General features: G+C 69.7%; 10 protein-coding genes. 8 read left to right on the forward strand and 2 right to left on the reverse strand.

Going from position 1 to position 12257, the window contains the following annotated elements; all coding sequences use genetic code 11:
* Positions 1-2537 (reverse strand): di-heme oxidoredictase family protein (locus ACXJLU_RS30870; protein ID WP_457337586.1); only part of this gene is annotated, 2537 nt, incomplete at its 3' end.
* Between the two features lie 584 nt (positions 2538-3121).
* Here ACXJLU_RS30870 and ACXJLU_RS30875 point away from each other — a divergent pair.
* From ACXJLU_RS30875 to ACXJLU_RS30910, 8 genes are all read left to right on the forward strand, one after another.
* Positions 3122-3463 carry a hypothetical protein gene (locus ACXJLU_RS30875; protein WP_457337587.1) on the forward strand — a complete coding sequence of 114 codons (342 nt, stop codon included), beginning with the start codon at positions 3122-3124 and terminating at the stop codon, positions 3461-3463.
* Positions 3460-4254, forward strand: coding sequence for an ATPase (locus tag ACXJLU_RS30880; protein ID WP_457337588.1), 795 nt, complete (start codon positions 3460-3462; stop codon positions 4252-4254). Before ACXJLU_RS30875 ends, ACXJLU_RS30880 begins: the two co-directional genes overlap by 4 nt.
* A gap of 94 nt (positions 4255-4348) precedes the next feature.
* Positions 4349-4906, forward strand: a complete 558-nt coding sequence (locus ACXJLU_RS30885) for a DUF308 domain-containing protein (protein WP_457337589.1) — start codon at positions 4349-4351, stop codon at positions 4904-4906.
* 45 nt (positions 4907-4951) lie between these two features.
* A complete protein-coding gene (locus ACXJLU_RS30890; protein ID WP_457337590.1) occupies positions 4952-5776 on the forward strand; it encodes an ABC transporter substrate-binding protein in 825 nt (274 codons plus the stop codon).
* A 27-nt stretch (positions 5777-5803) separates the two neighbouring features.
* Positions 5804-7294, forward strand: coding sequence for an ABC transporter permease (locus tag ACXJLU_RS30895; protein ID WP_457337591.1), 1491 nt, complete (start codon positions 5804-5806; stop codon positions 7292-7294).
* Positions 7291-8541: a molybdopterin molybdotransferase MoeA gene (locus tag ACXJLU_RS30900; protein ID WP_457337592.1), complete on the forward strand. Its 1251-nt coding sequence runs from the start codon at positions 7291-7293 to the stop codon at positions 8539-8541. The genes ACXJLU_RS30895 and ACXJLU_RS30900 overlap by 4 nt, the downstream gene beginning before the upstream one ends.
* A 16-nt stretch (positions 8542-8557) precedes the next feature.
* Entirely contained in the window at positions 8558-10483 is a 1926-nt protein-coding gene (locus tag ACXJLU_RS30905; protein WP_457337593.1) for a molybdopterin biosynthesis protein, read from the forward strand.
* A gap of 36 nt (positions 10484-10519) precedes the next feature.
* Complete coding sequence (locus ACXJLU_RS30910) at positions 10520-11041, forward strand: hypothetical protein (RefSeq protein ID WP_457337594.1); 522 nt, start codon at positions 10520-10522, stop codon at positions 11039-11041.
* Positions 11042-11063: 22 nt separating this feature from the next.
* On the opposite strand, the gene ACXJLU_RS30915 is transcribed toward ACXJLU_RS30910, so the two are convergent.
* On the reverse strand, positions 11064-12257 hold a 1194-nt coding region (locus ACXJLU_RS30915), incomplete at its 5' end, for a cation:proton antiporter (RefSeq protein ID WP_457337595.1).

Below are 12257 nucleotides of genomic sequence, written 5' to 3' on the forward strand. Positions count from 1 at the left end.
CCTTCGGTCAGGCCGTCGCCCAGATCGGCGCCCATGTCATGCAGCAGCATGTCGGTGTAGGGCTTGATCTTCTGGTTGCGCACTTCCTGGAACTCGCTGGTGGAGCCGGTCGTCATGGACTGGACGTGGCAGCTCTGGCACTTGAGGGTGTTGAACACCGTCTCGCCGGCCGTGATCTTGCTGACGTCCGGGTTCAGCGCGGCCAGCGGCGTCACACCCTTCGGGTAGCCGCTCGCCAGGCTGCGTTGCGCCGGCACGGCCAGCAGGGCCACGTAGCGTTCCAGCAGCTTCAGCGCGTCTTCCGACAGGCCGGCGTCGACACGGTTCGCGGTGGTGCACTTCGACGGACCGTACAGGCAGTCGCGGTTCGGGAACACCGGCGACGTGACCGACATGTCCAGCAGCGCGGCCGCCGAGGCCTGGTGGCGCAGGCTGACCTTCGATGCCTTCCAGCCGTAGCGGCCCAGGCGCACCTTGCCGGTTTCCGGATCAAACGCGAAGTTCGCGACACCCATGACGCCGTCGGCATCCGGGGCGGTCTTGGCACGCGCAATGATGTCGGCATCCGGGATCGCCTCGAGCAGGCCCATGCCGATCACCGGCTGGGCGGTGCGCACCGAGAACACGGCCGGCGTCGGGCCGTCGAACGAGATCGTCGGCTTGCTCAGCTCCACCGAGCTGCCGTCGGCCAGCTTCACCGTCTTCAGCTCGAAGCCCGAGACGTGCACGCCGGTGCCCCAGTCACGCCGGACGCCGTCGGTGGACGCCTTCGCGTTCATCTGTGCGCCCAGGCCGTACATCGGGTGCGGCAGCTGCTGTCCGTTGGCATCGATCGCGGCGGTGCGCACCGCCATCGTGTCGAGCTTCTGGTTGACGACGCTCGGTGCCAGGCTGCGGCCGTTGTTGATGTGGCAACCGAAGCAGGTCGATTGGTTGAACATCGGCCCTTGCAGGCCGATCGCCGGCGTGTTCGTGTCGTTGCCGTTCTCGGTGTGCTCACCGGTCTGCATGTTGGTGTGGAACCAACGGCGACCTTCCACGAAGCGCTGCATGTTCTGCATGCCGATGTGGTTGTGCGGCTGCTGGAACATCAGCTGGCTGTTGTCCGAGTAGTCGTACGAGGTCGATCCGATGCCGCCTTGCAGCGCCGATTCCGGGATCGGTGCGTTCATCAGGCGCGGCTGCACGCCGTACCACGGACGCAGGCCCACGCCCATCACGTAGGTGACTTCGTTGGTGTAGTAGCGGAAGTTGCCGCTGTCCTTGATGGCGTCCATCGCCGCGCGCGACGAGAAGAACGAGCCGGTGAACTCCATCACGTCGCCGGATTTCAGCGCGCGGCCGTCGACGTGCGGCCCGTTCGGCACCATCACGCCGTTGGCGTCCGCCACGAGCGAGTTGTAGCCGGGGTACTCGCTGAGCACCACGCTGCAACCGTCGTTGGCGCCGAAGACGCCGGGGTAGCCGTTGGTCGTCTTCAGCAGCGCGGTCTGCGGCGGCTTCGGCACGACCGGGCACGAGGTCTTGTCGGCGAAGCCGTCGGTGTAGGTCGTGTCGTCCAGCAGGTCGCCCGGCGACATCCAGCCGTAGTCGGTGACGCCGGCGTTGTCGAAGCGGCGGAAGAACGAATGGCCGCCGCCGCGTTGTGCTTCCTGGAAGTACTGGTTGACGACCAGCGTCGGCTTGGTGACGCCTGCCACCTTGCTGTTGTCGATGAACTCGGTGCCCCAGGTGCGGTTCTTGAAGTAGTTGGCGACGAAGTTCAGGTAGACGCCGCCGCCCTTGTCCTGCGGATTGCCGTTGGCATCGACGGTGTCGTTCGGGCCGTAGCCGACTTCATTCCAGGCCTCGCCGCGCTCACGGGCGTGGCGCGGGCGACCGACGAAACCGAAGCGGGTGACCAGCGTGCCGTCGGGCAGCGAGAACTGGATGGTGTCGATCGGTGGCTGCTGGGCGGCCGCCGGGATCAGGTTGCTGCCGTTGGCCGGGTGCGGGAACACCGAGGCCGTGACCGCGGAGCCCAGCGTGTTGTCGCTGCCCGGGGACTTGAAGCTCGCCTCGATGATCGAGTAGCCGTAGCCGGTGGCGCGCTTGACGCCGTTGACGCGGACGTAGCGGACGTTGGCGTTCAGGTTGTAGAACTCTTCGGTGCCGCCCTTGCCGTCGGCCACGTAGCGCAGCTGGTACCAGGTAGCGCCGTCGTCGGAGACGAGGATCGCGTATTCCTTGGCGTACGCGGCTTCCCACACCAGCTTCAGGTAGCCGATCTGGGTCTTGGCACCGAAGTCGAACTGCAGCCAGTTGGTGTCGGACTGCGAGCTTTCCCAGCGGCTGTTCTGGGTGGCGTCGCCGTCGATCGCCTTGTCGGCGGTGTTGCCGCCACTGGCGGTCAACGCGGTGGCCTTGACCGGCACGACGGCGACGCCGGGCTTGCTCATGTCGACGCCGGCGGGCAGTTGCTGCGCGGGCGTCGGGGCCGGCGCAGCGGGCGCGCTGCCGGACGGGATCGACGGCGGCGGTGCCGGGGTCGTCGGCACTTCGTTGGGCGGGGTGGGGTCATTGCCACCAACGACGGGAGGCTGTGCCGGGGGGTGCGCCGGCGGCTGACCGGGGGCGCCGACGTCCGGGCTCGGGGCCGCTGCGGAATCTGCGTCCTTGCCGCCACACCCACTGAGGACGGCTGCGGCGAGGAAGAGGGAACTCAGCGCCACCAGCGCTGTGCGCGGCCGGCTCTGTCCCTCGGGAATCGGGTGCTTCATGCTTGCAGGTCCTTTGATCGTGTCTATTGGCTTGGGGCGTGGCGCCGGAGAATTTCAGCAATCCTCAGTGCCGGGTGCATGCAGGGATTGATGCGCAGGTTTGATGCCAGCATGGGTGTCGGACCACGGCAGCGGAACCGGTTCCGCTGCACGTGTCCTGCGGAGCCTGCGAACGCAAGGCGGCTGCCCGGATCGGCCGCTTTTCACGCCAGAAACAAGTGGATACAAACTTGACCGGTTGAGGCGCCGCGCAACAGTTTGTGGCGCTCATTGCTGCACTGCAGCGCGCCGCGGTGGCAGGAATCACGGCCTGGCGCGTGCCGTGCCTCCTGAAATGACCGATGCATGCCATTCGGAATCCCATGGACGTGAAAGTGGCGTGCGTGATGATCCGTAGCAGAATCTGCCTTCACTGCCGCCCAGGAACCGCCATGCGCCGCCCCACTCCCCTCAGCGAATCGTCCATGCAGGCTGCTGAATCGAGCATCCCTCGATTGGCCACCCAGGCCGGACGAGCGGCGCACCAGCGCGCCCTCTCCCAGTCGGGCCAGTTGGTCATGAAATCGGCCAGCGGCCAACTGGTGGCGCGGCAAGCCGGCGGAACAGAGGTGGTGATCAAGAACCTGCCCGCGAGTACGCCCGCGCGAGCCGGCATGGTGCTCACGCGTGCCAAGAAGCTGCCCAAGAAGGCCGTCAATCGGTGACCGATGCGGCGACGCTTGCTCGGCCCAGGCTGCGTGTCTTCGCCGGGCCCAACGGCTCTGGCAAGAGCACCATTCAAGAGCTCCTGAAACCGGAGTGGATCGGTGCCTACGTCAATGCCGACGACACTGAAAGGCAGCTTTACCAGACAGGCACCCTGGACCTGAGTGCCTTCGGTCTGGTCTCTGCCCCAGAGGTGCTGCAACAGCGGCTGAGTACGCATCTCGCTGATTCCGAACTGCTGCGAATCCACGGGTTGGAAGGCGTGGCCGCCGGGATGGCGGTCGGACCCGGTGCCGTGTTGCGTCTGCTTCCTGCTTCTGTGAATTCCTACGTGGCAGCGGTGCTGGCCGATGCCCTTCGGCGCGAGCTGCTGGCGCAGGGCAGCACCTTCACTTTCGAAACGGTGATGTCCTCGCCCGACAAGATCGATTTCATGCGCGAAGCGCAGGAGCGCGGTTACCGCACTTACCTCTATTTCGTGGCGACCGATGACCCGGAGATCAACATCTCGCGCGTGAAGCTGCGTGTCAGCCAAGGTGGGCACGATGTGCCCGAAGACCGCATCCGCAAACGCTACGAGCGGTCCATTGCCCTGCTGGACGACGCATGCTCGGTGGCGAACCGGGCCTACGTGTTCGACAACTCCGGGGAAGCCCACGAGCTGATCGCCGAGGTAAACGAGGGTGAGGAGCTGACAGTTCATGTGCCAGCCCTTCCGGCATGGTTCACAGGCACGACGCTGTGGCAGTCCTTCCAGGCGGATGCTGACGCTCCGCCCGCGCCGGGGTGATCTGTTCCGCTGGCGGCATCGGTCAATCGTCCGATACCGTCGATCGGCTGCGCGCGGGAGACTGGCCCGACCAACTTCCTGACGACATCAAGCCATGAGCACCCCGATTTCCCTTGCCGCGAACTCCACCTGGTTGAGAACGCTTTACCTCACACGCGCGGCCTTCTCGATCGTGTGGGTGGCGCTCGCGTTCACGGTGGCGTTGAAATCGCCCCTCGTCGCGAGCGTGCTGCTCGTCGTGTACCCCGCGTGGGACGCGTTGGCCAACGCCGTCGATGCCCGGCAATCCGGCGGCATGTCGGCCAACACGACGCAGATGATCAACGTGCTGGTGAGCGCCGTGACGACCGTCGCGATGGTGGTCGCGGTGGGGCAGGGCATGCCGGCGGTCTTCGTCGTGTTCGGCGCCTGGGCGGCGCTGTCGGGCCTGCTGCAGCTGGGCACGGCCGTGCGGCGCTGGAAGCACCACGGTGCGCAATGGGCGATGGTGCTCAGCGGCGCGCAGTCGGCGCTGGCCGGCACCTTCTTCGTGAAGCAGGCGGGCGAGCCGGGGCCGATGCTGCAGAACCTGGCCGGGTATGCGGCGGTGGGCGCGGTCTACTTCCTGATCTCGGGCGCGGTGCTGCTTTACCGCGAGCGGCGCTCGCACTGAATATCCGCGATCATGGGGGTCTCCGATCGACTCCTCCTCCGTGACATGAACCAGCCTCGCCGTGTCTTCGCCGCCCTGCTCCTGGCCGCCACTGCAGCGCTGCTTCCGCAGGCGGCACACGCGCAGGAGAAGTTCATCGTCGTGGCCTCGACCACGTCGACGGAGCAATCGGGCCTCTTCAAGCACCTGCTGCCGGCGTTCACGCGCGCCAGCGGCATCGAGGTGCGCGTGGTCGCCGTCGGCACCGGCCAGGCGCTCGACATCGGCCGGCGCGGCGATGCCGACGTCGTGTTCGTGCACGACACGGCGGCCGAGGAAAAGTTCGTCGCCGAGGGCTGGAGCGAGAAACGCTTTCCGGTCATGTTCAACGACTTCGTGCTGGTCGGACCGAAGTCGGACCCGGCCGGCGCGCGCGGCGCGGACATCGGCGCCGGCATGGGCAAGGTGGCCGCCGGCGGCCAGCCCTTCGTCTCGCGCGGCGACCGCAGCGGCACGCACAGCGCCGAGCTGCGGCTGTGGAAACTGGCCGGGCTCGACCCGGCTGCGTCCAAGCCGGCCGGCTACCGCGAATGCGGCTGCGGCATGGGGCCGGCGCTGAACATGGGGGCGTCGATCAACGGCTACGTGCTGACCGATCGCGGCACCTGGCTCGCGTTCAAGAACCGGGGCGATCTCGCCATCCTGGTCGAAGGCGACAAGCGGCTCTTCAACCAGTACGGCGTGATGCTGGTCAACCCGGCCCGGCATCCGCAGGTGAAGAAGGAACTCGGGCAACGCTTCGTCGACTGGCTGGTCTCGCCTGCGGGCCAGGCCGTCATCGGCAGCTATCAGATCGAAGGTCAGCCGCTCTTTTTTCCGAATGCGAACTGATCGGGTGCGAACTGGCGCAGCCGGCGGATGAGCACCTTCGCCGACAGTTGGCGGCTCGCGTGGACGCTGATCGTCGGCGGCGATGTCGAACTGTGGCGCATCGCGATGCTGTCGCTGCAGGTCAGCGGCATCGCGGTGGGGGTCGGGTCGGTGGCGGGCCTGCTGCTCGGTGCCTGGCTGGCCGTCGCACGCTTCCCCGGTCACGGCGTGCTCGTGTGGGGAGTCAACACCCTGCTCGCGTTGCCGGCGGTGGTCGTGGGGCTGCTGGTCTATCTGCTGCTGTCGCGGGCCGGACCGCTGGGGCCTCTGGGGCTGCTGTTCACGCCGACGGCCATGGTGGTGGCGCAGAGCGTGCTCGTCACGCCGCTGATCGCCGCGCTGTCGCGCCGGCTGGTCCTGGCGGCCCTGGATGAAGGCGGCGACCAGCTGAGGTCGCTCGGGGCGGGGCAGCTCGCCTGCGCGCTGCTGATGCTGGTGCACGAGCGGCTGGGCGTCGCGACGGTGCTGCTGACCGCGTTTGGCCGCGCGGTCGCGGAAGTCGGCGCGGTGATGATCGTCGGCGGCAACGTGGCCGGCGTCACGCGCGTGATGACCACCGCGATCGCGCTCGAGACCAGCAAGGGCGACCTCGCGCTGGCGCTCGGCCTGGGCCTGGTGCTGCTGGGCATCGTCGGCGCGGTCAATGGCGTGATCATGCTGCTGCAATGGTGGGGTGGGCGCACGCGGGCCTCGCTTCCGGCGCCGCCGCCGCCGCGATCGGAGGACTCGCCGCTGGCAGGCGGCGCCGCGCCGGTCGCTGCCGATCCGCAGCCGCTGATTGCACTGCAGCGGGTGAGCGTCGCGTTCGGCGACTTCACCGCGTTGCGCGACGTCACGATGACGCTCGCGCGCGGCGAACGCCTGGTGCTGGTCGGCGCCAACGGTTCGGGCAAGACCACGCTGTTGCGGCTGCTGCAGGGCCTTGTTTCCCATGCCGGCATCGTCACGCGTGCGCGCCTGCAGCCCGAGGCCCGGCTGCCGCGCGCGGCGATGCTGTTCCAGCAACCTTTCCTGATGCGGCTATCGGTGTTCCGCAATGTCTGGATCGGCCTCTGGCTGCGCGGCATCCCGGGCGCCGAGCGTGCAGCGCGTTGCCACGAGGCGCTCGCGCGCGTCGGGCTGGGCAGCCAGGCCGCCAGGCCGGCCCGCGCGCTGTCCGGCGGCCAGCGCCAGCGCCTGGCGCTCGCCCGCGCCTGGGCCACGCAGCCCGACCTGCTGCTGCTCGACGAACCCACGGCGAGCCTCGACCCTGGCGCGAAGCGCGAGGTCGAGGCGCTGATCGAGCAGATTGCCGCCACCGGCGTGACGATCGCGATGAGCACGCACAATCTCGGCCAGGCCAAGCGCCTGGCGACCCGCGTGGCCTACCTCGAGGGTGGACGCGTGGTCGTCGAGCGCCCGGTCGACCTGTTCTTCACCGACGACGCGCTGCCGGCCGAGGCCGCGCAGTTCCTGCGAGGAGAGCTGCCCTGGACATGACCGGAAGACCCGATGGGACGAAGGACGTGCGCATGCACGGCTTCGCGCAGCGCAGCGAAGTGGGCGTAGCCCAGGCCTGGGTCGACGCCCAGGCCGGCGCACGGCCGCTGCCCGCGCAGCCCGTAGCGGTGGAAGACAGCGCAGGGCGGGTGCTGGCCGCCGACCTGGTCGCGACCATCGACGTCCCGACGTTCCAACGCGCCGCGATGGATGGCTTCGCGCTGCGGGGCGCGCAGACCGACGGCGCCGGCGAGTACAACCCGATCGAGCTGCCGGTGCAGGGCCAGGCCTTGCCTGGGCGGCCGTTCGAGGGCGAAGTCCCGCCCGGCACGGCGGTGCGCATCATGACGGGGGCGCCGCTGCCCGACGGCCTGGATGCGGTGATCCCGGCCGAGTACGCCACCGAGACCGGCGGGCGCATCGCTATCACGCGGCCGGTGTCGCCCTGGCAGCACGTGGGGCGCGTCGGCGAGGACATCCAGGCCGGCTCCACGGTGCTGCCCGCCGGCCGCCGCCTGCGGCCGCAGGATGGCGGCCTCGCGGCCTCGCTGGGGTTCGCGCAGGTCAGCGTCGTGCGGCGTCCGCGCGTGCGGCTGCTGGTGACCGGCAACGAGGTCGTCGCCCCCGGCGCGCCGAAGGGGCCGTGGGAGATCTACGATGCGAACTCCGTGCTGCTGCGCGGCCTCATCGCGCGTGATGGTGCCGAGCTCGAGAGCCACCAGCGCATCGGCGACGATGCCGCCGCGATCGGCGCCGCGATGGGCGCGCCGGGCGCCGACCTGGTGCTGGTCTCCGGCGGATCGAGCGTCGGCAGCGAAGACCACGCGCCGCAATTGCTGGCGCAACTGGGTGAACTGGCGATCCATGGCGTCGCGATGCGTCCGTCGAGTCCCGCGGGCATGGGCCGCATCGGCGACACGCTGGTGTTCCTGCTGCCGGGCAATCCGGTGTCCTGCCTGTGCGCCTACGACTTCTTCGCCGGGCGCGCGATCCGCCGCCTGGCGGGGCGCGGCCCCGATTGGCCCTATCGCCAGCGCCGGGCGACGGTGGCGCGCAAGATCGTCTCGGCCGTGGGCCGCGTCGACTATGTGCGCGTGAAGCTGGAGGGCGACGCGGTCGAGCCGCTCGCGATCTCCGGCGCGTCGGTGCTGTCGTCGACGACGCGCGCCGACGGCTTCGTCGTCGTGCCGGCCGAGAGCGAGGGCTACGGCCCCGGCAGCGAGATCACCCTCCACCTCTACGACTGAAAAGCCGAGCCCCGCCGTGAAGCCGACATCGCAATCGCAGTTCCTGGATGTCATCACGCGCGACGAGGCGACGCAGCGCTTCCAGCGCCACCTGAGGCTCGCGCCGCTCGGACAGGAGCGCGTCGCGCTGGGCGCGGCGCTGCACCGCGTGCTGGCCGAGGACATCGTGGCCGGCGTCGACGTGCCGGGCTTCGACCGCTCCAACGTCGACGGCTTCGCGGTGCAGGCCGGCGACACGCACGGCGCGCAGGAGGAGCGGGCCCGCACGCTGCGCCTGAGCGACGAGGTGCTGCGGCCGGGTGTCGTGCCCCGGATGGCGGTGACGGCCGGCGTCGCCACCACGATCGCCACCGGCGGCATGCTGCCGCGAGGCGCCGACGCGGTCGTGATGGTCGAGCACACCGAGTTGCGCGATGACGGCAGCGTCGAGATCCGCCGCGCGGCGACGGCCGGCGAGAACGTCAGCTACGCCGGCACCGACATCGCGCGCGGCGAGGCGGTGCTGCGCGCGGGCCAGCGTCTCACTTCGCGCGAGATCGGCGTGCTCGCCGCGCTCGGCCTGGCCGACGTGCCGGTGCACCGCGTACCGCGGGTGGCGATCTTCTCGACCGGCGACGAGATCGTCGCGCCCGGTCAGCCGTTGCGCACCGGCGCCGTCTACGACTCCAACGCCGCGATCATCGGCGCGGCGGTCGAGGAACTGGGCGGCCGGCCGGTGCACCTGGGCGTGATCCCCGACGACGAGGCCGCGCTGACCGAGGCGCTGGCGCGCGGGCTGGCGTGCGACGCGGTGGTGTTCTCGGGCGGCACGTCGAAGGGCGAAGGGGACCTGTCGTATCGCGTCGTCGGCCGCCTGGCCGATCCGGGCATCGTCGCGCACGGCGTCGCCTTGAAGCCGGGCAAGCCGGTGTGCCTGGCGGTCACCGGCGGCAAGCCGGTCGTGATCCTGCCGGGCTTCCCGACCTCGGCGATCTTCACGTTCCACGAGTTCCTCGCGCCGGTGCTGCGCGCCTTCGCGGGCCTGCCGCCGGACCGGCAGGAAACGGTGCCGGCGACGCTGCCGATGCGCGTGAACTCCGAGCGCGGCCGCACCGAGTACCTGCTGGTCGGGCTGGTGCGGACGGAGGACGGCCTCGCCGCCTACCCGATGGGCAAGGGCTCGGGCTCGGTGACCGCCTTCAGCACCGCGGACGGCTTCATCACGATCCCGCAGCACACCGAGATGCTCGATGCCGGCGACCGCGTCGACGTGCAATTGCTCGGGCAGGGCCTGGAGCCCGCGGACCTGATCCTGATCGGCAGCCACTGCGTCGGGCTGGACTGGCTGGCGGGGCAGATGATCGGCGAGGGCTGGCGCGTCAAGTCGCTCAACGTGGGCAGCAGCGGCGGCCTGATGGCGGCGAAGCGCGGCGAGTGCGACATCGCCGGCATGCACCTGATGGACCCGGCCAGCGGCGAGTACAACCGGCCGCTGCTGACCGACGCGTTGGAACTGCTGCCGGGCTATGGGCGGATGCAGGGCATCGTGTTCCGCCAAGGCGATCCGCGCTTCGAGGGGCGCAGCCGCGACGAGGCGGTCGCGGTGGTGACCGGCGACCGCGACTGCGTGATGGTCAACCGCAATGCCGGCAGCGGCACGCGCGTGGTGATCGACCGGCTGCTGGGCGCGGCCCGTCCGTCAGGCTACGGGGTGCAGACGAAATCGCACAACGCCGTGGCGGTGGCGGTGGCGCAGCAGCGCGCGGATTGGGGCATCGCGATCGACACGGTCGCGCGCCAGTACGGGCTGGGCTTCATCCCGGTGCAGGAGGAGCGCTACGACTTCATCGTGCCGAAGGCGCGGCTCGAGCGGCCGGCGGTGCTGGCGTTTCGCCGGCTGCTGGAGGCTGAAAGTACGCGGGCGGCGCTGCGGGGACTGGGCTTCCGCGTCGACGCGGATTGAGGCGGATGGCGATCCGGCGTCGGCAAGAATGACGGCATGAAGCAACGAGAACAGACCCGTCGATCCGCCGTAGCGACCCTTCGTTGCCTGTCGAGCGTGCTGCTCTTCATCGGCGCCTTGGCGGGCTGCAACCTGGCGCCGAACTCGGCCGGGCAGATCAGCGAGCGCATCGGCGAAGTGGCCAACGAGCCGTCCAGCAAGGAGCTGGACCTGGGCCGGCTGACTTCGTTCGGCTGGGACAGGCTTTACCTGTTCAAGGCCGGCACCACCCGCGAGGCGATCTGCCGGTTTCTGAGCGCGAACCGCAACCTCTGCGACCGCGTCGTGCGCTACGAGTCCGTGCCTGCGGCCCACATGGCGATCCTGTTCGCGCTCGACGGGCGGCTGACGCACATCGAACTGCATGCGCTGGCCAACGGCGAGTTCGATGTCGACCCCGGCCCTGAAGGCCTGCCACGGTCCGACTGCGTCTTCAGGATCAGGCATGCGGCCTCTACGGGCGAAGCGTCGGTCGCGCACCTGGAGCCGATCCCGGTGGCTGCGTCAGGCCCTCGATAGCCGAGGCGCCAGGGATTCAGGCCTACCCCGTCGCGTCCGCATTCGCCGCACGCAACGGGTCGGACACCTCCAGCCAGTCCAGGTCGTTCTCCAGGCTGTGGAACGCGTCGTCGCCGATGTCGCCGGCGTCCCTCATGCCGAGCAGCGCGTGGCGGGCGGCCTGCAGCGCAGCGCGGTAGCGGCTGTCGTACTCGGCACCGAAGGAGGCGAAGGGGCTCTCGCTGCCGTGGAGCTGCCGGCCGAGGTGCATCTTGAGGTTCTTGCGCACCAGGTCTCCGGCCGCGGATTGCTCCTGCGGCAACTGGGCGAAGGCCGCGTCCAGCATGCGCTGGCGGGCGGCGTGCTCCTCTTGCGCGACGGGGTCGCCGTCGTGCAGCTTGAGGGCGCGCAGCAGCGGCTTCAGCGTCAGCCCCTGGATCAGCAGCGTGCCCAGCACCACCAGAAAGGCCGTCAGCACGATCAGGTCGCGGGCCGGAAAGTCCGCGGGCAGCGCGAGCGCCGCAGCCAGCGTGACGATGCCGCGCATGCCCGCCCACGAGATCACCAGCCCGCTGCCCACGGTGGGTCGCAGCATCGGCCGCGGCGGGTGGAAGCCGTGGCGCCGGTCGCGCCAGCGCACCACCGCGTTGAAGCTCATGTGCCACGCGATGCGCACGCCGATGACCGTGGCCAGCACGGCGGCTGCCACGCCGAAGTACTGCTCCCGCGCCGCCGGCGCCAGCTCGACCAGGATCGGGCGGACCTGCAGCCCGATGAAGATGAACGCGAAGATGTTCAGCGCGAACACGACGGTGGCCCACACCGCATTGGTGGGGATGCGGATGCGCGCCGGGATGCGCGCCGGCGCCGTTCTCGCCAGCGTCATCGCGAAGCTGACGGTGGTCAGCACGCCGGAGAGCCCCACCTGCTCGGCCAGCTGCCACACGGTGAAGGTGCCGATGAACTGCAGGATGATGGCCGTCGGGATGTGCTGCACCTTCTCGAACAGGCGCTGCGCGAGCCAGCCCAGCGCCGGCCCCGCGACGAGGCTGCCCAGCACGGCCAGCAGGAAGGTCGGCGCCACCGCCTGCACCGAGAAGCCGCCGGCGGTGACGGCGCCGACCGCGAGGCGATAGATCAGCAGCGCGCTGGCATCGTTCAGCAGGCTTTCGCCTTCGAGGATGCCGAGGATGCGTTGCGGCGGGCGCAGCGGGCGCAGCACGGCCGTGGCCGCCAC

Source organism: Rhizobacter sp. P5_C2 (genome assembly GCF_054049715.1).

Bases quoted from the DNA above. Each gene is read 5' to 3' on its own strand.
- ACXJLU_RS30910 (WP_457337594.1), top strand. From the start codon at position 10,520: ATGAAGCAACGAGAACAGACCCGTCGATCCGCCGTAGCGACCCTTCGT.
- ACXJLU_RS30900 (WP_457337592.1), top strand. From the start codon at position 7,291: ATGACCGGAAGACCCGATGGGACGAAGGACGTGCGCATGCACGGCTTC.
- ACXJLU_RS30890 (WP_457337590.1), top strand. From the start codon at position 4,952: ATGAACCAGCCTCGCCGTGTCTTCGCCGCCCTGCTCCTGGCCGCCACT.
- ACXJLU_RS30885 (WP_457337589.1), top strand. From the start codon at position 4,349: ATGAGCACCCCGATTTCCCTTGCCGCGAACTCCACCTGGTTGAGAACG.
- ACXJLU_RS30895 (WP_457337591.1), top strand. From the start codon at position 5,804: ATGAGCACCTTCGCCGACAGTTGGCGGCTCGCGTGGACGCTGATCGTC.
- ACXJLU_RS30875 (WP_457337587.1), top strand. From the start codon at position 3,122: ATGGACGTGAAAGTGGCGTGCGTGATGATCCGTAGCAGAATCTGCCTT.